We start from the raw sequence: 24,881 nt of genomic DNA, 5'->3' as shown, positions 1-24,881 counted from the left end.
TACCTGATCAAGCTTTAACGTTTACCAGAATAAGATTTACCAAAACTATTGGAGAGAAGCAGATGGCGGCGGGTATCCGAACAAGCCGTAATGGTTCTGATGTGGCTGTTGTTGGCGGTGGCTTAGTTGGTTTGGCTGTCGCTTTGGGCATCCAGGAGAAGGGGCAGCAAGTCACCATCTATGATGAGGGTGATATCGCATTCCGGGCATCGCGGGGCAATTTTGGTCTGGTATGGGTGCAGGGAAAGGGCGATAGCTACCCGGCATATGCCAATCTATCCCGCTTATCCGCCCGATTGTGGGGGGATATGGCAGCCAGTCTTGAAGAGAGTACTGGCATAGATCTTCAACTGTCGCAGAAGGGCGGATTGTTTGTCTGCTTATCTGAAAGTGAACTATCACAACGGGCGAATATGCTCGATCAGATGGCAGCGAACCATAGCGAAGGCTACCCGTTTGAGGTGTTGGATCATCAGCAGCTTAAAGAGATGGTGCCTGAAATAGGCCCTGAAGTGGCTGGTGCTACCTGGGGGCCGGAAGATGGTCATGTTAATCCGTTGTATCTGATGCGCGCACTGTTGAAGAGGTTTACAAGTTTGGGCGGAAAGCTAATTAATTCCGCTGCAATCAACAGTGTTCAACCGATAAATGGTCAGTTTCATCTGCACAGTGCCGATGGCCGCTACGTCAGTGACAAAGTTGTTTTAGCGGCGGGTTTAGGGAATAAGAAGCTGGCTTCCATGGTCGGCATTGAAGCGCCCATTTTTCCTAATCGTGGGCAAGTGCTGATAGCTGAGCGAGTGAAGCATTTCCTGGATTATCCAACCGGACATGTAAGACAAACTGCTGAAGGTACGATTCAGTGCGGCGATTCCAAGGAGGATGTTGGCTTTGACAGTGGCACTACCACCGATGTCATTGCGGATATTGCTCGCCGGGCAGTGACTATGTTTCCACTTTTGAAAGATGTCAGGCTAATTCGTTCCTGGGGGGCTTTACGCATAATGACTCCGGACGGGCACCCTATTTACCAGCAGTCAGAAGAATTCCCGGGGGCATTTCTGGTGACCTGCCATAGTGGTGTCACTCTGGCAGCAGCGCATGCTGGCCCAATCGCTGATTGGATTGCCGAGGGTAATCCTGATCCGGTACTTAATTTGGAGAAATTTCATGCCAACCGATTCCAGGTTTAATCGTCTGCCTGTTAGTGAAAAAGGGCTGGTTTCTATCTGTATTGAAGGCCAGACGATAACTGCGTTAGAAGGTGAAAGTGTGGCTGCTGCAGTATTACAAGCAGGAGTCAGACCTTCTCGCACAACACCGGTTACTGATAGTGGGCGGGCTCCCTTCTGCATGATGGGCGTCTGTTTCGATTGCCTGATGGAGATAGACGGCAAGCCAAATACGCAGGCCTGTATGACTGAGGTCCGTGATGGAATGGTCGTGAATATTCAGCGTGGGGCGCGTCAGGTATTGGGAGATGATTTATGAACTCCAACCAGTTTGACTTAGCGATTATCGGGGCAGGCCCTGCTGGTATGTCGGCAGCCAGCACTGCAGCGAAGCAGGGGCTTAAGGTCTTGTTGCTTGATGAGCAGCCACGCCCGGGTGGGCAGATCTATCGCAATATTGGTAGCCCCGCATTAAAAGATAGACAGATACTTGGGCCAGACTATTACTATGGTGAAAAGCTATTAACGGCTTTTTCTGGTGCTGGTGTTACCTATCTGCATGGGGCAACTGTCTGGGAAGTGACTACCGATAATATCCTCTATGTATCGGTTAAGGGTGAAAGTCGGCGCTTTGAATTTAATAAGCTGCTTATTGCGACCGGCGCACAGGAAAGACCCTCTCCATTCCCAGGATGGACTTTGCCTGGAGTAATGACCTGTGGAGCTGCTCAGATATTGTTAAAGACATCCGGGCTTACGCCGCCGGGGCCAATTGTCATTGCTGGCAGTGGTCCGCTGCTGTTGCTGATTTCATGTCAGTTAATCAGGGCCGGTATTAAGATTGATGCGATTCTGGATACGACCCCCGGTAAAAATTATAGATCAGCTTTGCCTGAATTCCTGGGTGCTTTAAAGGGCTGGCGCTTTGTGCTGAAAGGCATGCGGATGCTGTCTGAAATAAGAAAAGCCGGGATACAGCAGTTGAGTGGTGTTACCGGTCTTAGTGCGGATCAGGACGAGTCAGGTAACCTTTCGGCGGTTACTTATTATGATAATAAAGGTCATCAGCAAACGCTTTCCTGTAGCAGTCTGTTAGTTCATCAGGGCGTTATACCTAATAGCCAGCTGACCCGATCGCTTGGTCTTGCCCATGTTTGGGATGAGGTTCAGAAGTGTTGGAAACCTGAGCTTAATAAATGGGGACAGAGTAGTCATCCGGATATCCTGGTCGCGGGTGACTCCGCCGGAATTGGTGGTGCACTAGCTGCTGAGCTGCAGGGGAAGCTGGCCGTATTTGAGATCGTCCGCCAAAGAGATGCGGGATCGGCTACTTCTGGGAATAATGAGATTGAACAGGAAAAGGCGATACAGGAATTGCAGCAGCAGTTAGTCATCAGGCCGTTTCTGGACCGTTTATATAGCCCTGCTGAAGAGTTTATGTCACCGCCGGATGAAACCATTGTCTGTCGCTGTGAAGAGGTGACTGCCGGGGAAATTCGTAGCCTGGCAAATGATGGATGTCGCGGCCCTAATCAGACCAAAGCTTTTTGTCGTGCAGGTATGGGGCCATGCCAGGGGCGCCAATGCGGAACAACCGTTTCATCATTATTGGCCAGTGAGCTGAAAGCATCGCCTGCACAGGTTGGTTATTACAACATTCGCGCACCTATTAAACCGTTAACACTGGGCGAACTGGCTACGATCGGTAATGCCGATTCAAACTGTTAGGGAAGATGCGAATAAGTCCAATATATTCTCTGCGGACTATAGAACGGCCAAATGCGCGAAAGGCAGTGCAGTGAAATGTCGGGACCTTTTCAAGCTGCCTGACAAAGCAGATGGTCGTTCTAGAGCCCGCCCTTCGGGGCCTTCAGAGAGACCGAATCTCGGCGTTAACAATTTTCGACGTACAACCAGTATGTCTGTAATTGTTGCCTTGATCTTCATTCTCTCTGAAAACCAGAGGCGTATGGGACTTGTTCGCAGCTTCCTTTAATTAAGAGAATTATTTGATATGACAATTGAACGTTATCAGACAGCAGCCCGCATGAGTAAGGTTGTTGTACATGAAAATACAATATATCTGTGTGGTCAGGTAGCTGAAGATCGCTCCGCCAATATTATGGATCAAACCCGCACGATGCTTGAGAAAGTTTCTGATCTTTTGTTTTCTGTTGGAAGCAGTCCGGAAAAAATGCTTTCAGCGACTATTTATCTTAAAAACATGGATCATTTTAAAGATATGAATACTGTTTGGGATAGCTGGGTACCCGAAGGTCATGCTCCAGCAAGGGCCTGTGTTCAAGCCGCGATGGCAAGTCCTGATCTGTTGGTAGAAATATCGGTAATTGCTGCTAAATAAAGTACTTCGATTTATCATTGTCGTAGTGATAAAACCTTGCCTTCATTCTTCGGAATGAGGGCTTTTTTGTTTATATATTGGTGAGTTAAATCAATGCTCAGTATTTTTGAATACTCTCTATACGGTTCGTGCACTGTTGGGTCATCGTTTTAGTTACTTTAAGTATCAAGAGTGCCCACATATGAGAGGTTTGAGCGAACCATGGTTGTCTGCCTGAGTTATTTAATTACAATGGCTTAACTAAGTTCAATAGCGGGAAAAACAATGCAGCAACTAACCGACTTTATAATGACCAACTGGATCAATCTGTTGGCAATGTTCTGGTTTCTCGCTTGCTTTAAGGGCTATAACGCATATACCCGCAAGCGGGCTAAAGATACTTACTGTCTGGCCAGCTTGATGCATCAGTACCGGTTACAATGGATGACCAACATGCTCAGTCGGGAGGTCCGAATTGCTGATACAACCGCGATAGCCAATCTGGAGCGTAGCGTATCATTTTTTGCCTCATCTACCATGCTTATTTTGGCGGGCCTGATGACTGTATTGGGTTCTACTGAAAAAGTGATTGATGTCATCGATGATATCCCTTTTGCCGGTCAGGCGACGAAAACAGAATGGGAGTTGAAGTTATTACTGTTAATCGGTTTGTTTGTGTATGCCTTCTTTAAATTTACCTGGAGCCTGCGTCAGTATGGTTTTACTTCGGTAATGATCGGCGGAGCGCCGATGCCTGATCAGGTCAATGGTGCTGAGTGTAAGGCGCATGCAAATAGACTGGCTGTCATGAGCTCGATGGCGGCGAATAATTTTAATCTGGGCTTGCGTACCTACTATTTCAGTTTAGCGGTACTGGGCTGGTTCGTTAATCCCTGGGTGTTTATGGGATTGACCGCAGGGGTAGTGTTTATTCTTTACCGACGGGAGTTCAAGTCGTCTACTTTACGTCAGTTGGTGATCAGTAATACCGACTAAATACTCTTTGACTATTACTCAGGCAAGCTCATTTTTTTTATCCGGCCCCTTGAAATGGAAGGGGCTGGCCCCATCTCTTTTGCAGGAAATAATTTGTATTTAGTTAGTTTGGGAATTGATAAATGAGCGCAGAAACTCAGCAAGAAACTCTTGGCTTTCAAACCGAAGTGAAGCAACTGCTTCACCTGATGATCCATTCTCTTTACTCCAATAAAGAGATCTTCCTGCGGGAACTGATCTCGAATGCCTCCGATGCCGCCGATAAGCTTCGTTTTGAAGCACTGGCCAATAATGACCTGTATGAAGGCAATGGCGAGCTTAATATCCGTATCGATTTTAATGCGGCGGCTAAAACCATCACTATCGCCGATAACGGTATCGGCATGGGTCGCCAGGATGTGATCGATCACCTGGGTACTATCGCTAAGTCTGGTACTTCACAATTTTTGTCTGAACTGAGCGGCGATCAGAAGAAAGATTCACAGCTGATTGGTCAGTTTGGTGTTGGTTTTTACTCAGCCTTTATTGTTGCTGATAAAGTTGAAGTCTTTACCCGTCGTGCGGGCGAGTCGGCTGCTGAAGGTGTGCACTGGACTTCTCAGGGCGAAGGCGAATTTACTATCGCTACCGTTGATAAACCACAACGTGGTACCACGATTGTTCTGCACCTGAAAGAGGGTGAGGAAGAGTTCGCTGATGGTTTCCGTCTGCGTAACCTGGTACGTAAGTACTCTGATCATATCTCGCTGCCAGTAATCATGCAGTCCGAGCCTGCACCGGCAGAAGAGGGTGAAGAGCCGGCTGCACCGGAAGATGAAACAGTCAACTCTGCTACTGCGTTATGGACCCGTTCCAAGAGCGAGTTGAGCGAAGATGATTACAAAGAGTTCTATAAGCATGTTTCCCACGACTTCCAGGAACCGATGAAATGGAGCCATAACCGGGTCGAAGGTAAACTGGAATACACCAGTCTGCTGTATACCCCGGCTCATGCTCCATACGATCTGTGGAATCGTGACACGCCGCGCGGCCTTAAGCTTTATGTACAGCGCGTATTCATTATGGACGAAGCTGATCAGTTCCTGCCGATGTACCTGCGCTTCATCAAGGGTGTAGTTGATACTAATGATCTGTCTCTGAACGTATCCCGTGAAATTCTGCAGAAAGACCCTGTGGTCGATAAGCTACGTGCACAGCTGACCAAGCGTGCCCTGGATATGTTAGGCAAGCTGGCTAAGAATGATCCGGAGCAGTACGCAAAATTCTGGACTGAATTCGGTGAAGTTCTGAAGGAAGGACCGGCGGAAGATCAGGCTAACCGTGAAACGGTTCTGAAGCTGCTACGATTTGCATCGACTCAGAATGATTCTGCTGAGCAGTCTGTATCACTGGAAGACTATGTTTCCCGTATGCAGGAAGGTCAGGAAAAGATCTACTATACCGTTGCTGAGAACTACAACACCGCTAAGCACAGCCCGCACCTGGAAATCTTCCGTAAGAAAGGTATCGAAGTGCTGCTGATGTCTGATCGCGTAGACGAGTGGATGATGAGTCAGCTGTTCGACTTTGACGGTAAGTCGTTCCAGGATGTCAGCAAAGGTGATCTGGACCTGGGCGAGACTGAAAACGAAGATGAGAAGAAAGCTCAGGAAGAGACTGCCAAAGAGATGGAAGGTCTGACTGAGCGTCTGAAGGCAAGCCTGGACGCGCAGGTTAGTGAGGTACGAGTAACTCACCGGCTGACTGACTCTCCGGCTTGTGTTGTGCTGGGTGCCTATGACATGGGTATGCAGATGCGCAAGATTATGGAAGCTGCGGGTCAGGCTGTACCTGATACTAAGCCGATCTTCGAAATTAATCCTGAGCACGCGCTGGTCAGCAAACTGGATCAGGAAGCTGATGAAGACCGCTTCAACGAATTAGCGCTGGTCGTGTTTGAACAGGCACAACTTGCAGCTGGTGGTCAGCTGGATGATCCTGCCGCTTATGTTAATCGTTTGAATAAGCTGCTGGTTAATCTGATCAGCTAATAAAGCTATAAGCTGATGACTACTAAGTATTAATACTTATTACTAAAGGCGACCACGGGTCGCCTTTTTTGTGTCAGCTACACTGTTATAATCCATCAATAGCATTGAATTAGTGTGCCAGAATAACAATAAAAAGGGTAAGGAAACCCGGAGCGGAAATCTGAATGAGTGATGAAATCGCGAATCTGCGAAAGTTTGTGTCCCCGGAAATCGTGTTTGGTGCCGGAGCCCGGAATACGGTGGGTAATTTTGCCCGGTCATTTGGTGCCAGAAAAATTCTGTTGGTATCAGATCCGGGAGTGGTGGCCGCCGGTTGGGTAGATGATGTTGCTCAGAGTCTGCGGATAGCGGGCTTTGACTATGTCACTTTTACGGATGTATCGCCTAACCCCCGTGCCGAAGAGGTGATGAAAGGGGCAGAAATTTATACCGCTGAAGGCTGCAACCTGATTGTCGCGGTGGGCGGTGGTAGTCCAATGGACTGTGCAAAAGGTATAGGCATAGTGGCGACCCATAATCGCCACATTCTTGAGTTTGAAGGGGTAGATACTATTGATGTAGCTATTCCGCCCCTGATTTTTATTCCGACTACGGCAGGCACCTCTGCCGATGTTTCTCAGTTTGCCATCATCTCTGATCAACAGGAGAAGATGAAAATATCCATCGTGAGTAAAGCGGTGGTTCCCGATGTATCGCTGATCGATCCTGAAACGACGGTGACAATGGATAGCTTTCTTACCGCCTGTACCGGTGTTGATGCTCTGGTACATGCTATTGAAGCTTTTGTCTCTACCGGCTCGGGTCCTTTGACCGATATGCATGCTCTGGATGCTATCAGGCTAGTTAACGATAATCTGGTCGCGTTGGTGAAGAATCCACTGGATCTCAAGCTGCGTGAACAGGTGATGCTTGGCAGCATGAAAGCCGGCCTGGCATTTTCAAATGCAATTCTCGGCGCTGTACATGCAATGTCACATAGCCTGGGAGGCTTTTTGGATCTGCCCCATGGTATGTGTAACGCGATGCTGCTTGAACATGTTATCGGATTTAACTTTAAATCCGCTGAAGATAAGTTCCGGGTTGTCGCTGAGACGATGGGCATTGATACCCGTGGTCTGAATAATCAGCAGGTACATAGAAAACTTCAGGATAGGGTGATTCAGCTGAAGCGGGAAGTAGGGCTGATCGAAGGCCTGGCAGCCAGTGGTGTGAATATCAGTGATATTCCTGTTTTGTCAGATAAGGCGATAAAGGACCCCTGTATCCTGACTAACCCGCGTAAGTCCAGTAAGCGGGATGTCGAGGTTGTCTATGAAGAAGCGCTCTGATTGGTCTGTTGAACAGTCTTCTGAGCAGTCTAAAGAGCAATCTTCTGGGCGCAATGACGAGCTGACCGTTGAAAGCCTGATGGGGTTGGGCGGGCAGTCTGCTCGCAAAAGCCACTATCCTGAGCTAACCGGCAAGATCGAAGAGTTAGAGCAGGAACGAAACCGTTATAAATCAATCTTTGAACATGCTCAGCATGGTATCTTTCAGGCGCGTATCGATAATGGTTTGATCGCGGTAAACCCTGCTATGGCCAGTATCTGCGGCTACAGTAACCCTGAACAGCTTTGTCAGCAGGTACACTCTTTCGATACTGACCTGCTGTTTGATACAGCCGAATATACTTTGTTGCTGGATAAACTCCGTTTATATGGCAAGCTGTTTGGTTATGAAACCCGCTTATTGCGTTCGGATAGCAGTGCGGTTGATATCTCGATGAATGTACTGTTAAAGAGTGATGAGCAGGGTGAGATAATTGAGGCGTTTGTGCAAGATATTACTGAGCGAAAAAAAGCTCAGGATAAGCTTAAAAAACTCAATGAGGAACTAGAGTCCCGGGTTAATGTGCGTACCCGTGAGCTGGTATCCCTGAATCAACAACTGGTACAGGAGATCACCGAGCGAAGCAGTATTGAAAAAGAGCTGAAAGTCGCCCGGGATGCGGCTCAGCAAGCTAACCGCAGTAAAGACAAATACCTGGCGGCGGCGAGTCATGATCTGTTACAGCCGCTTAATGCCGCCCGATTGTTGGTATCAACGCTACGAGAGCGGGAGCTGGAAGCGGATAATAATCATCTGGTTGATCGGGTGCATCTGGCGCTGGAAGGGGCGGAAGAGCTACTTAGCGATCTGCTTGATATATCACGGTTGGATCAGAATGCAGTAAAACCTGATCTGACCTGCATTCCACTGTCCTACATCTTTACAGCCTTGCAGGTTGAGTTTCAGCCGGTGGCTGAGCAGACGGATGTTGAGCTAAGACTGGTTGATTGTCAGTTAAATGTTGAAAGTGATACCCGGTTATTGATGCGTTTACTACGTAATTTTTTAAGTAATGCGTTTCGCTACACCCCGCAAGGTCGTGTGTTACTGGGTGCCCGTCGGCAGAAGAATAAAGTCTCCTTGCAGGTATGGGATACCGGGCCTGGTATTCCGGAAGATCGCTTGTCAGATATATTTCGGGAATTTCAGCAGCTTGATCATCGGCATCAGAGCGGCCGAAAGGGGGTAGGGCTAGGCTTAGCGATCGTTGAACGTATAGCAGGCATGCTGGATCATCCCATCGATGTGTTTTCTGTACCGGGTAAAGGGACGATGTTCAGTGTCACAGTGCCTCTTGCCAGTACTGCTGTGACGCCGGTTCTTGCGCCTCAGCTGGCGGTTCCGCAGCAAGACCTGAGTGGTCGGCGGATTCTGGTGATCGATAACGAAGAGAGTATTCTGGTCAGCATGAAAGCGCTGTTAGAGCAGTGGGACTGTAAAGTGTGCCTGGCTCAGAGTGCGGATCAGGCGATAGAGAACTGGCTTGCCAGTGGTGAAGCCCCTGAGTTAATTCTGGCCGATTATCATCTGGACCAGGGAACGACCGGTGTTGAAGCGATCGAGCAATTAAGGGCCTTCAGCGATACTGATATTCCGGCCGCCATCATTACCGCGGAACGTTCACAAGAGAGTAGAAACCAGTTTCGGGAGTTACAGCTGCCGGTACTGAATAAACCAGTGAAACCGGGTAAGTTACGGGCGCTGATTAGCCATCTGTTGCAGGCTTAATATTCTATTGGCTAAGCTCTGATAAAAAGCTCTTGTAAGAAGCCTTTACAATAAGCCCTCAAGAAAAGCTCTTAAGATAATCCTAAGACTGGAGATCTGATGAAAGCTGACCAGTTACAAATCTGCCATCAGGCGCTGCAGACGCTAAAGCGTGAATTAGTTCAGGAGATTGAGGACCTGCAAGAGAGCGCTCAGCCGGTTCAGCTAGATCAGCAAACCTTTGGTCGGGTTTCCCGTGGCGAAGCGTTACAACAGCAGGAGATGGCTCAGGCTGCGTTAGAGTTATGCCGTGCCCGACTAAGCGAAGTGCTACATGCGGAGCAGAAGTTTTCTGAAGACGAATACGGTTATTGTGAAAGCTGCGATGAACTGATTGCTCAACCGAGAATAGAGGCGCGTCCCGATAGCCGTTTCTGCCTTAAATGTCAGGCCGCGACAGAGTTGCGGGATTGATTTCAGTAAGCTGTTTTTTGCACTTCAGGGTGCTGCAGAGTAATCTAAGCAGATCAGTCAGTTAGTTTCTACAGCCCATGCCCGAAAAGAAGTTTACCGATCATAGTGAAGCCGATGCCATAGCCGATGAGGCCTGGGTTAGTGTTATCCAGAAAATGGATGAAACTTACGCCGATCTGGTGCATTACCAGGTTGAAATTGAGCAAAAAAACCTTGAGTTGGAACAGACTCAGGGGTTTCTCGACAGTGTTCAGAGTTCCATGAGCGATGTCTTGATCGTCTGTGATAAGCAGGGGCTCATACAGCAGGTTAATACTGCTTTGGAACAGCTGACCGGTAAAGCCTCAGAACAACTCCTGGATCAGCCTTTTGTAGAGCTGATTGCGCAGCCTTATCGCCAGAAAATAGCCGACTTTCAGAATCAGTTGCGTGTGCAGCCGGTCAGAGATTGTGAAGTTGAACTGGTCGGTCAGGACGGCCTGGTGCCATTGGCCATGAACTGTAGTCCGCGTAAAGATCAACGGGGACGAATGGCCGGAATGGTGATGATAGGCCGGCCTTTAGGTGAGCTTCAACGTGCTTATAAAGAGCTGAATCAGGCCCATGCGGAACTGAAACTGGCCCAGGAACGTCTGATCCAATCGGAAAAAATGGCATCTTTGGGGCGGCTGGTGGCTGGTGTCGCACACGAACTGAATAATCCGATCAGCTTTGTCTATGGCAACATGCATGCATTGCAGCGTTATACCGAAAAACTGGTGACTTACTTCAATGCGGTAAGTGAAAATCGGCCACGTTCTGAGCTGCGCGAGCTGAGAGAAGATCTGCGTTTGGATAAAGCGATTCGGGACCTTAATTCGCTGGTGGATGGCACTATGGAAGGAGCGGATCGGGTCAAAGACATCGTCCGTGATCTGCGCCAGTTCTCATCTTGTCAGGAAGCTGAAAAAACCCGTTTTGATTTTAATCATGTCGTCACTACGGCACTGCACTGGATCATCAAAGAGAGCAATCAGCCGATCGAAATCGATCTTCATCTGCCAAATAAACTTGAAGCGCTTGGCCATTCTGGTCAGATCCATCAGGTGATAGTCAATCTGATTCAGAATGCGGTTGATGCGATGCGTGATCAGCCTGCTGCCAAGCTGGATATTGGTGCCGGGGAGACCGCGAAGCTGGTGTGGTTTACATTGCGAGACAATGGTCCTGGTTTGCCTGACGAACATCTTTCCCGGGTGTTTGATCCGTTTTTTACTACTAAGCCGGTGGGTGAAGGTACCGGCTTAGGGTTATCAATAAGCTACGGTATTGTCACTGAACATGGAGGTAAATTGTCTATTCATAACCATCCTAACGGTGGTGTTGTGGTGACCTTAGAGCTGCCGAAACAGGATCCGGATAAAGTTGGAGAAGGCCGTTCAGGAGAAGAGAATGCTTAATCTGCTCTGGCTACAGTCCGGTGGTTGCGGTGGTTGTACTATGTCGCTATTGAATGCCGAGTCCCCGGATCTGATTACTACCCTGGAGGCTGCCGGTATTAACCTGTTGTGGCATCCTTCATTGAGTGAGGAGAGTGGTTCAGAGGTGATTGAGTTGCTACAGCAGGCTATTGACGGTCAGATTCCACTGGATATTCTCTGCATTGAAGGCTCAATGTTAATGGGGCCGTTAGGTAGCGGCCGGTTCCATTTGATGGGCGGTACCGGCATACCGATGATCGAGTGGGTGCGTAAATTAGCCCAGCAAGCTCGCTATACCGTTGCTGTAGGTAGCTGTGCCGCTTACGGAGGTATCAGCGCCGCAGGTGAAAATGTTACCGAAGCGACCGGATTACAGTATGACGGTGAATTAAGTGGAGGTTTACTGGGGGCAAATTATCGCTCGGCCAGTGGCCAGCAGGTAGTGAATATTGCCGGCTGTCCTACTCATCCCAACTGGATTACCGAAACCTTGTTACAAATTGCCCTGGGTGAGTTTGATGAGACTCAGGTGGATAACCTGGGGCGCCCCAGAACCTATGCAGATCATCTGGTACATCATGGTTGTGCCCGTAACGAATACTATGAATATAAAGCCAGTGCCGAACTGCCGGGGCAGCTGGGTTGCATGATGGAAAATATGGGATGTTTGGGTACCCAGGCTCACGCCGATTGTAATATCAGGCCCTGGAACGGGGAGGGCTCATGTACCCGGGGTGGTTATGCCTGTATCAATTGTACCGCTCCGGAGTTTGAAGAGCCTGCCTTTGCGTTTATGCAAACCCGCAAGATAGCCGGTATTCCGGTAGGGCTACCCACGGATATGCCGAAAGCCTGGTTTGTCGCTTTGGCATCACTATCCAAAGCCGCAACGCCTGAGCGACTGAAAAATAATGCGGTGTCTGAACGTATCATCTATCCGCCGAGTAAGCAGAAAGCTGATTCAAAATAGCCAAAGCTATTCAATCGAAGCTAATAAAAAGTGTAAGCAGAGACTATGAGCCGAATTCTGGTAGGCCCCTTTAACCGGGTAGAGGGTGATCTGGAGGTTACTCTGGATATCAATGAGAACCGGGTACAGAGTGCCAGTGTTAATTCGACGCTGTACCGTGGTTTTGAACAGATACTTCAGGGTAAGAAGCCTTACGATGCACTGGTTTATACCCCTCGCATTTGTGGTATCTGTTCGGTGAGTCAGTCGGTTGCCTGTGCCTATGCGTTGGCGGACAGTATGCAATTGGCGATGCCCAGAAATGGTGAGCTCTGTACCAACCTGGTGCTGGCTAATGAAAATATGGCCGATCTGCTAACACACTTCTATCTGTTTTTTATGCCGGATTTTGCGCGCCCGATCTATAAAGCGCAGCCCTGGTTTGACACCGTTCAACAGCGTTTTCAGTCGGTGAAAGGCGATGCCAGTCGGGAGATGCTGCCAGCCCGGGCTGAGTTTCTGCATCTGATGGGATTACTGGCGGGCAAGTGGCCCCATAGCCTGAGTATACAGCCGGGGGGAAGTGCGAAACCGGTAGAGTCTCAGGAACGGCTGAGAATCCTGACGATCCTGAGTGGCTTTCGGCGTTTTTTGGAAACACGATTGTTTGGTGATTCGCTGGAACAGATCGCTCAGCTAAAATCAGAGCTGGAGCTGCAACAGTGGGCAGCACAGCAGCCCTGGCAGAGTTCTGATCTGCGAATGTTTTTACATCTTTCAGAACGCTTGCAACTGGATACTTATGGTCGATCGGTCGATCAGTTTATGAGTTATGGTAATTATCTATTAGAGGGCGATCGATTCTTCAGTTCGGGTGTATCCGATAGTCAGGGGCAGAAACGGGCGCTGAACAGCGCATTGATTACCGAAGACATCTCCCATGGTTGGTTAACGGGTCAGGACCAGCCACGCCACCCTGCGCTGGGTGTTACTCAGCCATCGTTGGATAACAAAGAAGGCTATAGCTGGTGTAAAGCCCCCCGGTTAGATGGTCAGGTTATGGAAACCGGCGCACTGGCACGGCAACTGGTTAATGGTCATCCACTGATTCTGGACCTTGTCGCCCGTAGTGGTGGCAATGTTCGTAACCGGATGTTGGCGAGGTTGCTGGAGCTGGCAATCGTTATCCCTCAAATGGAGCGATGGGCACGACAGATCGATCCAAAAGAGCCGTTCTGTCTGCATGGGAAACTGCCCGACTCTGCCGATGGCGTAGGAATGGTCGAAGCAGCGCGGGGTAGTCTGGGCCACTGGCTAAGCATTCGTGATGGCAAAATAGCTAATTATCAGATCATAGCCCCGACCACCTGGAATTTTTCGCCACGTGATCAACAGGGGGTGCCAGGCGCTTTGGAACAGGCTTTAGTGAATGCCCCTGTACAGGACGGAGAGAAAGATCCGGTTGCCGTGCAACATATTGTGCGGTCTTTTGATCCCTGCATGGTTTGTACGGTGCATTAAGTGTAAATGGTTGATTTTTAGGGTGTAAAACCTTTCCCCCAAACTCCCGTTAATAAATTATGTATCAGTAGAGCGAAACTCCGTACTACTGTCCCGCCCCTGCACTGATTCCACTTCCGGTTGAGATGTAATGTTGACTGATCTAAAGGCTCTCAACAGGACGCTATCCATTGTGATCTGAAAACTGAGCGTCATCAGAGTTACTATTCTCGATAAATTAAGGGTAAACCCTTAGTTTTTGTTGATCTCCATTGATAGATACGACAGACTAACCCCAATCTTTTGCGGGCTATCCGGGATGAAACTGATGTTCGCCCGCCTGTAATTTTTCTATTTATTGCTCTACCTGCCCTGGCTCTTGATGCTGGAGGCTAGCTAAGAAAGGAAAGAGGAATTGTATGTTTATCAATGGTGAATGGATTAAAGCGGATAACAGCTTCGCTGTGTACAACCCGGCAACCGGTGAGGAGATCGCCCAGGTTGCGGATGGCACACGGGACGATACAAGGCAGGCGATTAATGCAGCGTCCGCGGCACTGCCGGGCTGGTCCGCGCTCACCAATTATCAGCGTTCTGATTACCTGCGTCGTGCCTACGAACTGATGATTGAACGAAAGAAAGCGTTAGCGTCTTTGATGACCAAAGAGCAAGGCAAGCCGTTCAAGGCGGCGATGGCCGAAGTGCAGTATGGTGCGGATTATCTGTTATGGTTCGCTGAAGAGGTGAAGCGTACCTATGGCGAAACAATTCCCTCTGCGCGTCCTGATCAGCGCTTTATCGTACAACAAATGCCAATCGGCGTGGTTGGTGCAGTCACGCCCTGGAATTATCCTGTCTCCATGATCACCCGTAAAGTGGCTCCGGCCATCGCCGCGGGTTGTACCATCGTGTTGAAACCGGCTGAAGCGACGCCGTTAAGTGCCATTGCGATCTTTGAAATTCTGGAAGAGGCGGGTATTCCGGCGGGAGTCATCAATCTGGTAACCACAAAGGATCCGGTTCCGGTTGGTGAAGAGCTTTGTACCAATCCTGTCGTACGTAAATTGACATTTACCGGCTCTACTGCGGTGGGAAAAAAGCTGGCGCAGGATGCCGCGCCGCAGCTTAAACGGGTTTCTATGGAGCTGGGTGGTCATGCGCCATTTATTGTGTTTGATGATGCGGATCCGGTACATGCGGCTAAAGGGGCATCGCTGGTGAAATTCCTTAATACCGGCCAGGCTTGTATCAGTCCGAACCGTATCTTTGTACAGCGTTCGATTCTGGAGCCGTTCCTGGCGGAGTTTGAAAACCGCGTGAACAGGATGAAAGCGGGTAACGGAATGGAACCGGGGGTCAATATCGGGCCACTGGTGAATGAAGCGGCAATAAACAAAGTGAACAATCAGGTTGTCGATGCTGTAGGCAAAGGCGCAAAGCTGCACACCGGTGGTGAGGTGCTACGTGATGACGGGTTGGCCCAGGGTAACTTCTATGCACCCACTCTGTTAAGCGGAGTTACAGAAGAGATGCTGATCTACCGTGAAGAAACCTTTGGTCCGGTGGCTGCGGTGATTCCGTTTGATACACAGGAGGAGGTGTTAGCGATGGCAAACGATACTAACTATGGGCTGGCAGCTTATATCTACACCCAGAATCTCTCCCGTGCGATGCGAGTTTTTGAAGGGTTACAGTTCGGTATGGTGGGGATCAACGATATTAACCCGACCAGTGCGGCGGCGCCGTTTGGTGGTATGAAGGAGAGTGGGCTGGGGCGTGAAGGTGCCCGTGAGGGGCTAATGGAGTACTACGAAACCAAACTGGCGGGTATCTCAATCTGAGTTTGAATCCTTTACTTTATAGCCACTTCTGAAAATCCGCTAGCCCGTTTCCGTAACATAACGGATACAGGCTAGCGGGTTTGTGCCTGATATCCCCTCTGTGCAATAGAGCACAAAAGCATCGTGCATGTCGGTGTGAAAACAGTCAACCGGCGTGCTGATGCTGGTATCCGATGCAGCGATCTGAAGCTGACCTTCCGTTGATAAAATAGTTAATAGCTCTCTAAACGAAAGCTCATCTCTTGCAGCCTGTTACCTTTCTGAGAACGAAATAGCACTGATGTTGATATGGTTTCCTGTTGGGGTTTTGAAACTACAGGAATCATTTCTACATAGTTCGTTGTTTGCCTGTTTTGGTCTTCAGGGTTTACTGAGAAACCTGTTCTTATTGCATTCTTTAACTACCATAAATGTTAAGGCTATAGCGGTATTGAAGGAGTAAGCTAGATTGCTCAAAATAAAAATTGAAATCATAGCCTTGGTTTTGACAATGTTGATTGGCTTGTTTGTCACTAACCTGGCTATCGCACAAGAGGACTCACATACAAAAAGGATTGAGATGACACCCTGGGATGAAGGCTGGGCTATTGGCGCTCATTGGGGTAAAGCCTTTGAACCGTCCAGTACCTGGGTAGAGTTTTTTACTCCGGCTGATTGGGAACTGATTGATTACCATATAATCAGTGTTGGCCTGAGAAAAAAGATTCTGGATTATGATAAATACTTTTCGATAAATTCTGAACTGAGTTTCGCCCATATCTATGGTGAGGAAAGCTATCAGGAAGTTTCAGTTACACCGACCATCAGTTGGAACCTGTTACCCTGGGATGATTATCTTGATACTTCAGTATCTTTAGGTTTTGGCTTGTCTTACAGCTCTATGGTAACTGAGCTTGATGAGACTGATACAAAGACATTGATCTCGATGATATTTGAGTTGGAATTTAAGCTACCTGAGAAAGATACCTGGTCAGTCTATACCCGTGTACATCACCGTAGCTCAGGAGCTGATTATATAGGGGATGTTATTTCGGATGGCGGAGGCAGTAATTTCCCATCGATAGGTTTGCGTTATCATTTTTAGATTGAAAATCCTTTGAGCCTTTTTGAGGTAACAGAATAAGGGCGTTAGCTAACGCCCAGTCCTTCCATAATAAATAGCACTGCGCTGCCGATGATCAACATTACCAAATTAAAAGGTAACTGATTACGTATGATTTCGCGGTCTTGGCCATTAAAGCGAGACTTCATAATGAAGTTAAGGCCGCTAAAGGTACTGCCAGACATGGCTAACGCTGTACCCAGCACATAACCGATCGCCATCAGGTTGGGTGTGGTGGTTATATCCGCCAGCAGGCCGGCAAATATGGCGACCAGGGCCAATTGATGAATACCCAGATAAGCCAGTGTGACTATGAGCACCATCACCAGTGAGGCGATGGCGGCATTGGTTTCGGTAAATGGCAGGCTGATCAGTCCAGCACTGATGCAGGCTTTAACGCCAGCTGCTAACACGCCTGCACTCAGGAACAGACTGATCTCAGCGCGGCTTTCCGCCAGCTTTTGTGTAATGTGACCAGCAACACTCCGTCCAGCATCAGGTAAACCTGACCGGAACATCATCAGAGCAACCGGCACGATAACCGCCAACAGGGAAACCAGAAAGATGGTCGGTAATTGCGGCTGCAGCCAACTCAGTGACAAAATCATACAGATCAAACTAATTGGCAATGCCAGAGTAGTTTGTTTAAGAGGATAGCCCGTATAGGCAGCCAGTTGAGAGGGGGTGCGAAAACGACTTTCAAGAATAGTCAGTAGCAGGCCGATGACTGCCAGCGTGATAGAAAAAGGGTAGATCTGCTGTAATTCGGTGCCGGGCACTTGTTCCAGTACCAGTGGCAGAATACTCAGGAAAGGTGACCAGAGCACCGCCATGCCAAAGCCCCGACTCAGAATAAACTGAGATAGCTGATCGATCCGCCCGTCACGTTTAACTTGTTCTCCAACGACAATCACAGCCGAAAAGTTGGCGACCGATGAAAACAGGTGCATACCGGTCAGGGTAGTAACAAAGCTACCAAGTCCCGCTTTGCTTTGATTACAGGACACTTTAATAGCCAGGCCAATAAAGCTGATAGCTGTTAGTAGCATGGCAAGTTTAAGGTGTTCAGCAAACAGTTGTTGCAAGCTGATATTGGCGCCTTGTGACCAGGCAAGCAGAGCTGCCGCAATGCCAATGCTAAACAGAACCAGAATCTGTTTGCGCTGCTTCGGCTTGAGACGGGGTAGCTCGATGGCAACATAGCCCCAGGCGAGTAGGGTGGCTATAGCGGTGACGTCACTGGAGACGAGCATCGGTACAGCTGTGTAAATCAGTGTCAGTAGCCACATCACAAATAGAAGCGGGCCTGATACGGCAGCGCCGGGCCAGTGTTCGCTGCGGTTTTGAATAAAACTTCTGATCGCCATCTACCTTACCCTGAGAACAAATTTGAAAAAAACAGTGGAAATTAGTTAATATATTAATTATATTGTGCTTAACATGTTAGCTATTTAGCTGCCTGGGGTAAATGGCAAGGTAAATAACAAGATAAATAGCCTGGCAGAACAGACAGTGTAATCAATGATTGCAACCGTAAAATGATGGAAGGACAGATATGTTAACTCCGGAACAGATTCAGAACGCAGCAGACCGTCTGTATAAGGCAGAGAAAGAGCGTCAGCAGATCCCTGCGATCACCCTGGAACATAGCGATATGACTATGGACGATGCTTACAAGATCCAGAAGAGCTGGGTTGACCGTAAGATCGAAAATGGCGCTAAGGTACGTGGCTACAAGATCGGCCTGACCTCTCGTGCGATGCAGATGGCGGTTAATATTGATCAGCCGGATTACGGTGTATTGCTGGATGATATGTTCTTTGCTGATGGTGCTGAGATTAAAGCATCTGATTTTCTGGATCCGCGGATTGAAGTTGAGTTGGCTTTTGTCCTGAAGGATCGTCTGGAAGGTGAAAACATCACAATCTTTGACGTACTGAATGCGACTGACTATGTTATTCCTTCATTAGAACTGATCGCTGCCCGTTGTCACCGTACAGATCCTGAAACCGGTTATCAGCGCAAAGTACTGGATACTATCTCTGATAACGCGGCGAATGCCGGTATCATATTGGGTGGTCGTCCTATTAAACCGATGGATATTGATCTGCGTTGGGCGGGTGCTTTGTTGTATCTTAACGGTCAGATTGAAGAAACCGGTGTTGCGGCTGGCGTACTGGGTCATCCGGCTAACGGTATCTGCTGGGTTTGTAAGCGATTCGCACCTCACGGTGTAGCGCTGGAGCCGGGTCAGGTTATTCTGGCGGGTTCTTTCACCCGTCCGGTGCCGGTAAAAGCAGGTGATACCATTCATGCGGATTACGGCCCACTGGGCGGTATCTCAGTTAAGTTCGTATAAGGCGGATTTAGTATGGAACTTCCTATCAATAAATTTAAGCAGGGCCTGCAGGGCGATAAGCCTATGTGGGGGCTGTGGCTGGGTCTGCCGGATTCAAGTTGTGCCGAGATTGTTGCCGGTTCCGGTTTCGACTGGTTGCTGATCGACAGTGAGCACGCGCCGTTCGAGCTGGACTCAACGATGCGCCATCTGCAGGCAATTGCGCCTTACGGTGTGCCAGCAATTGTACGTCCTGAAGAGGGGCGTACCGCACTACTGAAGCGTTTACTGGATATCGGTGCCCAGACCGTACTGGTGCCTATGTGCGATACAGCAGAGCAGGCTAAAGAGTTGGTTAAAGCAGTTAAGTATCCACCGCAGGGTGTACGTGGGCTGGGCAGCTCCCTGGCACGTGCGGCTAACTGGAATCGGATTCCGGGTTATCTGCAGAAAGCGAATGATGAGATCTGTCTTATTGTTCAGGCTGAAACAGTGACTGCAATGGCAAATCTGGAAGAGATTGCTGCGGTTGACGGGGTTGATGCGGTATTTATCGGCCCTTCTGATCTGTCCGCTTCGATGGGACACATTGGCAACCCGGACCATCCGGAAGTCGTTGCCGCGATCGAAAACGGTCTGAAGATTATTAATGATGCAGGTAAGGCCGGTGGTCTGCTCTGTATTAATCCGGCTAAAGCTCACGATTACGTGGCTAAAGGCGCTAAGTTTGTAGGTATTGGTGTTGATACCCTGCTGCTGAGTAATGCAGCGAAGCAACTGGCGGAAAGCTTTAAGTCTGGCGAGAACAAAACTGAGTCCACTGGCTCCAGCGGATATTAATTTTAGGTAGAGATAAATGACTAACAATCCAATCGTTAAAGGTAAATTGGTTTGTGTTGCGCTGAACGATTCTGATCAGTTCGAAGCGATGCAGGCAGAATTCAGTGAAGCACCTTACAAAAGTGCTCCAACTCAGCCAGTGCTGTACTTCAAGCCACATAATACCTGGAGTACTGAAGGTGCTGAAGTTGAGTGGGCTGTTACAGAAGGTCAGCCAGCTGAGGAAATGGTTGTCGGAGCATCTCTGGCGGTTGTCTTTGGTAAAGAGTGCTGCCGTGTAAGCCCGGAAGAAGCGCTGGATTACGTTGGTGGCTACACTCTGGTTCACGATTTCTCCCTGCCTGAGAAGAGCTACTACCGCCCAGATATCAAAGGTAAGTGCCTGGACGGTTCTGCACCAATCGGTGGTTCTGTCGTTCCGGCATCTGATATTGCTGATCCACAGGCGCTGACTGTAGTAACCAAAGTTAATGGTGAAGTGGTTAACGAAATGCCGATGACACGCTCAGTACGTGGTGTTGCTGAGTTAATTAGCACTATTTCCTACATTATGACTCTGCAGCCGGGCGAAGTGATTGCGGTTGCATTCCCGGGGCAGCGCGCAAGCGTAAGCAAAGGTGACAAGGTTACCTCTGAAATCGCCGGTGTCGTATCTCTGAACAACCAGTTGGGTCAATAACAGGAGCTTAAAGCATGAAACACGCACGCGTACTTTTTAACGGCTCCGAACTGGACGTTACTGTAGAAGAAAATGGCCAGCTGAAGTCTAAAACAGATGGTCAGCTGATCAACGAAGCCGAGGTAACCTGGCTGTCTCCGGTCAAAGAGCCGGGCACTATTTTTGCTCTGGGTCTGAACTATGCTGATCACGCCCGTGAGCTGGCATTTGAACCACCAAAAGAGCCATTGGTATTTTTGAAAGGTACCAACACTCTGACCGGTAACAAGCAGAATGCTTACCGTCCGGATAATATCGAATTCCAACACTACGAGTGTGAGCTGGTAGCGGTTATCGGTAAAGAAGGTAAAAATATCTCCCGTGAAGATGCGATGGATTACATTGCGGGTTATACCGTATGTAACGATTTTGCTATTCGTGATTATCTGGAAAATTACTACCGTCCTAACCTTCGGGTTAAGAGCCGTGATTCTCTGCTACCTATCGGCCCATGGTTGATCGATAAGGAAGATGTGGGTGATATCTCTGACCTGAAAGTGACCACCCATGTAAATGGTGAGCTGACTCAGGATGGTACGACTGCCGACATCATTTTCGATGTGCCTTTCCTGGTTGAATACCTGAGTAATATCATGACCCTGAAACCGGGCGATATGATTGCAACCGGTACCCCTGAAGGCCTGAAAGATATGCAGCCTGGTGATACCGTGGTTTGCGAAATCGAAAAGATCGGTGCCCTGACAACTTACATCGTGTCTGAACAAGAGTTCTACGGCGACAAGTATTGAGCACTTTGAGTAATCAGAGTACGAGGAGAATAGTAGATATGAGCGAACAACTGAAACAGAATCTTGAGAAAGCTGAAGGCTATCTGGCACGCTTTAAAGAAAATCCACAGGGCCTGTATATTAATGGCGAGTGGACTCAGGGTACCGAAGCTAACACTTTCGACAATACTTCACCGACCGACCAGAGCTACCTGGGTAAAGTTGTCGCTGCGACGACTGAAGATGTTAACGCTGCCTGTGAAGCTGCCGCTGCTGCAGCCGCTGATTGGGCTGCTACGCCGGGTGCTGAGCGTAAAAAGATTTTGCACCGTCTGGGTGACGAGCTGGAAAAGCGTGCTGAAGAGATCGCGATGGTTGAATCTATGGACTGTGGTCAGCCGCTGCGCTTTATGCGTCAGGCTGCTGTGCGCGGTGCTGCGAACTTCCGTTTCTTTGCTGATCAGGCTCCGGAAGCACGTAATGGTCTGTCTCTGCACCAGGCTGAGCACACTAACTACACCGTACGTAATCCAATCGGACCGGTAGCTGTTATCACACCATGGAATACGCCTTTCATGCTGTCGACCTGGAAGATAGCGCCAGCGCTGGCTGCAGGTTGTACTGTTGTTCATAAGCCTGCTGAACTGAGCCCACTGACCGGTGCTATTCTGGCTGAGTGTGCGGAAGCTGCTGGCCTGCCAAAGGGTGTTTGGAACATGGTTAACGGTTTCGGTACAGTGGCTGGTAAAGCACTGACTGAACATCCTGCGATTAAAGCGGTAGCGCTGGTTGGCGACTCTGCGACAGGCAAATTGATTCAGGCTCAGACTGCGCCGACATTGAAGCGTTTGCACCTGGAACTGGGCGGTAAGAATCCGGTTATCGTATTTGACGATGCCGATTTTGATCGCGCACTGGATGCTGTTGTATTCATGATATACAGCCTGAACGGCCAGCGTTGCACCAGTTCTAGTCGTCTGCTGGTTCAGAGTGGAATCAAGGATAAGTTCCTGGCCGCACTGAAAGAGCGTGTTGCTAACCTGAAGGTTGGTCACTCTCTGGATCCGGAAACGGAAGTAGGTCCTCTGGTACATACCGGTCACTACGATAAGGTTACCAGCTACTTTGATATCGCAAAGCAGGATGGTGCGACCATCGCTGTGGGTGGCAAGTCCCTGCGTGACGAGATGGGTCCGGGTAACTACGTAACCCCAACCTTGTTTGTTGAAGCGAAAAATCAGATGCGAATCGCTCAGGAAGAGATCTTTGGTCCGGTTCTGACTGCTATCGAATTCGATACTGAAGAGCAGGCGATCGAGCTGGCTAACGATACTATCTACGGCCTGGCGGGTTACATCTGGACTAGCAACACCGGTCGTGCGATGCGTATGGCGGATAAAGTTGAAGCCGGTATGCTGTGGGTTAACTCCGAGAACAACCGTAACCTTCCTTCACCTTTCGGTGGTGTGAAAATGTCAGGTATCGGTCGTGACGGCGGTGACTGGAGCTTTGACTTCTACATGGAAACGAAGAACGTGTGTATTGCACACGATCTGCACAAAGTTCCTGTACTGGGTCGCTAAACCCGGTAACTAAGTTCTGAGTTTGCTATCAAGCAAGATAGCTTTTTTAACCACAACAGGTACCTGTAATCCTGTTGTGGTTTTTTTATATATAACCTTTATGTGATTGTATTAATAACCGTTGTTACTAATATTGTCTGTTATTTTTATTTTAAAAACGTCCTCACATTAAATCAGCTACATTGTTTACCTCTGATGTAGACAAGTTCCTCAATAGATTACTTAGTTAACAATATCATTTGTTATTATTTTGATGCCTGTTGGTGAGATGAGTTGAGTCGTCGTCTGGGGCGGCGCTGCCTAAGAAGTGAATCCTGATACTCTGAAAAAATCACTTAATAACAGATAGTTAAATAAAATATTTCTGTGTCATGTTGGGTTGTCCTGACAGTATGTAAGGTTTGTATCCTGCTATGGTTAGCCCCTCTGATAGGGGGATTGAATGATATTTTCTATTTACTTAATATGTTAACTGTATATAATAACTATATCTTGCGGGGCGCTGTACTTGCCCCAGTATTGATGAAATGTAGTTAAGATTAAGTTCGATTGTTGTGTCAGGTAAAGCGACTAAATCAAAAATTAATGACTTTACCGGGGAAAGCTTAGCTTTCATTTCTACTACAAACGCCATTACTTAGCATATTAAGTATGAGCTGTTTGGTTTTTGAATTTGTTTTAGAGGGAAACAGATGTCTAATCTTACAAAAATTGCGTGCGCTGGTTTACTGATCGGTCTAAGCGGTCAGGCTTATTCTGAAACAACACTGCGTGTTGGCAGCTGGTTGCCACCAACCCATCCACAAAATGTTGATGTATGGCCGACCTGGGGAAAGTGGGTTGAAGAAGCCACCGAAGGTCGTGTGAAAGTTGTCGTTGAGTATGGTCTGGGTCACCCTAAAACTATGTTTGAGCTGGTTGAAGACGGTGTTATTGATGCATCTTTCAGCTACCACGGCTATGTACCAGGTCGCTTTAAGCTGACTCAGGCGGTTGAACAGCCTCTGCTGGGTGTTAGTGCTGAAGCTGCATCTGTTGCGCACTGGCGTGTATTCAACAAATACTTTGCTGAAGCAAATGAACACGATGGTCTGGAAGTTATTGGCCTGTTTACCCATGGTCCGGGTCAGGTTCAGATGGCTAAACCTGTATCTTCACTGGCTGATCTGAACGGTAAGAAAATCCGTTTGGGCGGTGGTGTTCAGGCTGAAATCGGTCATCGTATGGGCGTAACAGCGGTTGGTGCTCCTGCACCAAAAGTATACGAGATGATGCAGCAGGGTGTTATTGACGGTGTATTTATTCCAATGGTTGATCAGAAATCATTGCGTCTGAAAGAAGTAGCCAGAAACGTTATTGCGTTCCCTGGTGGTATGTATCTGGGTAGCTTTGGTATCTTTATGAACCAGGACTTCCTGGCAGATCTGGATGCTAAAGATCGCGATGCTATTCTGGCGGTTTCTGGTGAGAAACTGTCTGCAATGGCCGGTGCTGCATGGGATGCCGGTGATGCAGTAGGCCTGAAAGCGGCTCAGGAAGCTGGCGTAAATATCACTATGGTTCAAGAGGGCGATGCCTTGTCTGCGGAGTTTAAAGAGCTGACAAAAGGTATGGATGAAGCTTTCCTTGAGTCTGTTGCAGAGCGTGGCGTTGATGCCAAAGCTGCACTGGCTGAACTGCGTGAAATAGCACGTAGCTATAAGTAAGTTCTAAGTAAGCGCATTTAGAAAGTTT

At 48.5% G+C, this 24,881-nt stretch carries 21 protein-coding genes; 20 read left to right on the top strand and 1 reads right to left on the bottom strand.

Translation table 11 applies throughout. The features are described from left to right. Positions 1-62 precede the first annotated feature (62 nt). The 14 genes from EHS89_RS00575 to EHS89_RS00510 all read left to right on the top strand — a co-directional run bounded on the left by EHS89_RS00575 (position 63) and on the right by EHS89_RS00510 (position 16,922). Positions 63-1,193, top strand: a complete 1,131-nt coding sequence (locus EHS89_RS00575) for an NAD(P)/FAD-dependent oxidoreductase (protein WP_124924167.1) — start codon at positions 63-65, stop codon at positions 1,191-1,193. Then, positions 1,171-1,491, top strand: coding sequence for a (2Fe-2S)-binding protein (locus EHS89_RS00570; RefSeq protein ID WP_124924166.1), 321 nt, complete (start codon positions 1,171-1,173; stop codon positions 1,489-1,491). The genes EHS89_RS00575 and EHS89_RS00570 overlap by 23 nt, the downstream gene beginning before the upstream one ends. Further along, positions 1,488-2,900, top strand: coding sequence for an NAD(P)/FAD-dependent oxidoreductase (locus EHS89_RS00565; RefSeq protein WP_124924165.1), 1,413 nt, complete (start codon positions 1,488-1,490; stop codon positions 2,898-2,900). The genes EHS89_RS00570 and EHS89_RS00565 overlap by 4 nt, the downstream gene beginning before the upstream one ends. 286 nt (positions 2,901-3,186) lie before the next feature. Continuing rightward, positions 3,187-3,534 (top strand): RidA family protein, encoded by a 348-nt coding sequence (locus EHS89_RS00560; RefSeq protein ID WP_124924164.1) that lies wholly within the window; start codon positions 3,187-3,189, stop codon positions 3,532-3,534. A 264-nt stretch (positions 3,535-3,798) separates the two neighbouring features. Next, positions 3,799-4,509, top strand: coding sequence for a DUF599 domain-containing protein (locus tag EHS89_RS00555; RefSeq protein ID WP_124924163.1), 711 nt, complete (start codon positions 3,799-3,801; stop codon positions 4,507-4,509). Positions 4,510-4,631: 122 nt separating this feature from the next. Continuing rightward, positions 4,632-6,539 (top strand): molecular chaperone HtpG, encoded by a 1,908-nt coding sequence (gene htpG / locus EHS89_RS00550; RefSeq protein WP_124924162.1) that lies wholly within the window; start codon positions 4,632-4,634, stop codon positions 6,537-6,539. Positions 6,540-6,703: 164 nt separating this feature from the next. Further along, positions 6,704-7,867: an alcohol dehydrogenase-like regulatory protein ErcA gene (gene ercA / locus EHS89_RS00545; protein WP_124924161.1), complete on the top strand. Its 1,164-nt coding sequence runs from the start codon at positions 6,704-6,706 to the stop codon at positions 7,865-7,867. Then, entirely contained in the window at positions 7,851-9,635 is a 1,785-nt protein-coding gene (locus EHS89_RS00540) for a PAS domain-containing hybrid sensor histidine kinase/response regulator (RefSeq protein ID WP_124924160.1), read from the top strand. The genes ercA and EHS89_RS00540 overlap by 17 nt, the downstream gene beginning before the upstream one ends. 99 nt (positions 9,636-9,734) lie before the next feature. Continuing rightward, positions 9,735-10,088, top strand: coding sequence for a TraR/DksA family transcriptional regulator (locus tag EHS89_RS00535; RefSeq protein ID WP_124924159.1), 354 nt, complete (start codon positions 9,735-9,737; stop codon positions 10,086-10,088). Positions 10,089-10,165: 77 nt separating this feature from the next. Next, positions 10,166-11,527: a PAS domain-containing sensor histidine kinase gene (locus EHS89_RS00530; protein ID WP_124924158.1), complete on the top strand. Its 1,362-nt coding sequence runs from the start codon at positions 10,166-10,168 to the stop codon at positions 11,525-11,527. Next, positions 11,520-12,518, top strand: coding sequence for an NADH-quinone oxidoreductase subunit B family protein (locus tag EHS89_RS00525; RefSeq protein WP_124924157.1), 999 nt, complete (start codon positions 11,520-11,522; stop codon positions 12,516-12,518). The genes EHS89_RS00530 and EHS89_RS00525 overlap by 8 nt, the downstream gene beginning before the upstream one ends. Before the next feature lie 45 nt (positions 12,519-12,563). Then, a complete protein-coding gene (locus EHS89_RS00520) occupies positions 12,564-14,018 on the top strand; it encodes a nickel-dependent hydrogenase large subunit (RefSeq protein WP_124924156.1) in 1,455 nt (484 codons plus the stop codon). 398 nt (positions 14,019-14,416) lie between these two features. Next, entirely contained in the window at positions 14,417-15,838 is a 1,422-nt protein-coding gene (locus EHS89_RS00515; protein WP_124924155.1) for an NAD-dependent succinate-semialdehyde dehydrogenase, read from the top strand. Positions 15,839-16,328: 490 nt separating this feature from the next. Then, positions 16,329-16,922 (top strand): hypothetical protein, encoded by a 594-nt coding sequence (locus tag EHS89_RS00510; RefSeq protein WP_124924154.1) that lies wholly within the window; start codon positions 16,329-16,331, stop codon positions 16,920-16,922. A 44-nt stretch (positions 16,923-16,966) separates the two neighbouring features. Here the strand turns inward: EHS89_RS00510 and EHS89_RS00505 are convergent, their stop codons facing one another. Then, entirely contained in the window at positions 16,967-18,307 is a 1,341-nt protein-coding gene (locus EHS89_RS00505; protein WP_124924153.1) for a hypothetical protein, read from the bottom strand. A gap of 188 nt (positions 18,308-18,495) precedes the next feature. Here EHS89_RS00505 and hpaH point away from each other — a divergent pair, with 188 nt between their 5' ends. The 6 genes from hpaH to EHS89_RS00475 all read left to right on the top strand — a co-directional run bounded on the left by hpaH (position 18,496) and on the right by EHS89_RS00475 (position 24,853). After that, positions 18,496-19,299, top strand: coding sequence for a 2-oxo-hept-4-ene-1,7-dioate hydratase (gene hpaH / locus EHS89_RS00500; RefSeq protein ID WP_124924152.1), 804 nt, complete (start codon positions 18,496-18,498; stop codon positions 19,297-19,299). A gap of 12 nt (positions 19,300-19,311) precedes the next feature. Next, positions 19,312-20,118, top strand: a complete 807-nt coding sequence (gene hpaI / locus EHS89_RS00495) for a 4-hydroxy-2-oxoheptanedioate aldolase (RefSeq protein WP_124924151.1) — start codon at positions 19,312-19,314, stop codon at positions 20,116-20,118. Positions 20,119-20,134: 16 nt separating this feature from the next. Then, the gene (locus EHS89_RS00490) at positions 20,135-20,797 is read left to right on the top strand and encodes a fumarylacetoacetate hydrolase family protein (protein ID WP_124924150.1); all 663 of its coding nucleotides are present in this window, start codon (positions 20,135-20,137) and stop codon (positions 20,795-20,797) included. Positions 20,798-20,811: 14 nt separating this feature from the next. Next, positions 20,812-21,585: a fumarylacetoacetate hydrolase family protein gene (locus EHS89_RS00485; protein WP_124924149.1), complete on the top strand. Its 774-nt coding sequence runs from the start codon at positions 20,812-20,814 to the stop codon at positions 21,583-21,585. A gap of 38 nt (positions 21,586-21,623) precedes the next feature. After that, complete coding sequence (hpaE, locus tag EHS89_RS00480) at positions 21,624-23,147, top strand: 5-carboxymethyl-2-hydroxymuconate semialdehyde dehydrogenase (RefSeq protein ID WP_124924148.1); 1,524 nt, start codon at positions 21,624-21,626, stop codon at positions 23,145-23,147. Between the two features lie 692 nt (positions 23,148-23,839). Further along, positions 23,840-24,853 (top strand): TRAP transporter substrate-binding protein, encoded by a 1,014-nt coding sequence (locus EHS89_RS00475; protein ID WP_124924147.1) that lies wholly within the window; start codon positions 23,840-23,842, stop codon positions 24,851-24,853. The last annotated feature ends 28 nt before the right edge of the window (positions 24,854-24,881 follow it).

Source organism: Amphritea balenae, assembly GCF_003858655.1.
Classification (GTDB): domain Bacteria; phylum Pseudomonadota; class Gammaproteobacteria; order Pseudomonadales; family Balneatricaceae; genus Amphritea; species Amphritea balenae.
This window is presented reverse-complemented; position numbering and strand designations above follow the sequence as displayed.

What these genes read in the sequence shown, in the direction of transcription:
- EHS89_RS00575 (WP_124924167.1), top strand. Translation starts at nt 63, where the DNA reads ATGGCGGCGGGTATCCGAACAAGCCGTAATGGTTCTGATGTGGCTGTT.
- EHS89_RS00570 (WP_124924166.1), top strand. Translation starts at nt 1,171, where the DNA reads ATGCCAACCGATTCCAGGTTTAATCGTCTGCCTGTTAGTGAAAAAGGG.
- EHS89_RS00565 (WP_124924165.1), top strand. Translation starts at nt 1,488, where the DNA reads ATGAACTCCAACCAGTTTGACTTAGCGATTATCGGGGCAGGCCCTGCT.
- EHS89_RS00560 (WP_124924164.1), top strand. Translation starts at nt 3,187, where the DNA reads ATGACAATTGAACGTTATCAGACAGCAGCCCGCATGAGTAAGGTTGTT.
- EHS89_RS00555 (WP_124924163.1), top strand. Translation starts at nt 3,799, where the DNA reads ATGCAGCAACTAACCGACTTTATAATGACCAACTGGATCAATCTGTTG.
- htpG (WP_124924162.1), top strand. Translation starts at nt 4,632, where the DNA reads ATGAGCGCAGAAACTCAGCAAGAAACTCTTGGCTTTCAAACCGAAGTG.
- ercA (WP_124924161.1), top strand. Translation starts at nt 6,704, where the DNA reads ATGAGTGATGAAATCGCGAATCTGCGAAAGTTTGTGTCCCCGGAAATC.
- EHS89_RS00540 (WP_124924160.1), top strand. Translation starts at nt 7,851, where the DNA reads ATGAAGAAGCGCTCTGATTGGTCTGTTGAACAGTCTTCTGAGCAGTCT.
- EHS89_RS00535 (WP_124924159.1), top strand. Translation starts at nt 9,735, where the DNA reads ATGAAAGCTGACCAGTTACAAATCTGCCATCAGGCGCTGCAGACGCTA.
- EHS89_RS00530 (WP_124924158.1), top strand. Translation starts at nt 10,166, where the DNA reads ATGCCCGAAAAGAAGTTTACCGATCATAGTGAAGCCGATGCCATAGCC.
- EHS89_RS00525 (WP_124924157.1), top strand. Translation starts at nt 11,520, where the DNA reads ATGCTTAATCTGCTCTGGCTACAGTCCGGTGGTTGCGGTGGTTGTACT.
- EHS89_RS00520 (WP_124924156.1), top strand. Translation starts at nt 12,564, where the DNA reads ATGAGCCGAATTCTGGTAGGCCCCTTTAACCGGGTAGAGGGTGATCTG.
- EHS89_RS00515 (WP_124924155.1), top strand. Translation starts at nt 14,417, where the DNA reads ATGTTTATCAATGGTGAATGGATTAAAGCGGATAACAGCTTCGCTGTG.
- EHS89_RS00510 (WP_124924154.1), top strand. Translation starts at nt 16,329, where the DNA reads ATGTTGATTGGCTTGTTTGTCACTAACCTGGCTATCGCACAAGAGGAC.
- EHS89_RS00505 (WP_124924153.1), bottom strand. Translation starts at nt 18,307, where the DNA reads ATGGCGATCAGAAGTTTTATTCAAAACCGCAGCGAACACTGGCCCGGC.
- hpaH (WP_124924152.1), top strand. Translation starts at nt 18,496, where the DNA reads ATGTTAACTCCGGAACAGATTCAGAACGCAGCAGACCGTCTGTATAAG.
- hpaI (WP_124924151.1), top strand. Translation starts at nt 19,312, where the DNA reads ATGGAACTTCCTATCAATAAATTTAAGCAGGGCCTGCAGGGCGATAAG.
- EHS89_RS00490 (WP_124924150.1), top strand. Translation starts at nt 20,135, where the DNA reads ATGACTAACAATCCAATCGTTAAAGGTAAATTGGTTTGTGTTGCGCTG.
- EHS89_RS00485 (WP_124924149.1), top strand. Translation starts at nt 20,812, where the DNA reads ATGAAACACGCACGCGTACTTTTTAACGGCTCCGAACTGGACGTTACT.
- hpaE (WP_124924148.1), top strand. Translation starts at nt 21,624, where the DNA reads ATGAGCGAACAACTGAAACAGAATCTTGAGAAAGCTGAAGGCTATCTG.
- EHS89_RS00475 (WP_124924147.1), top strand. Translation starts at nt 23,840, where the DNA reads ATGTCTAATCTTACAAAAATTGCGTGCGCTGGTTTACTGATCGGTCTA.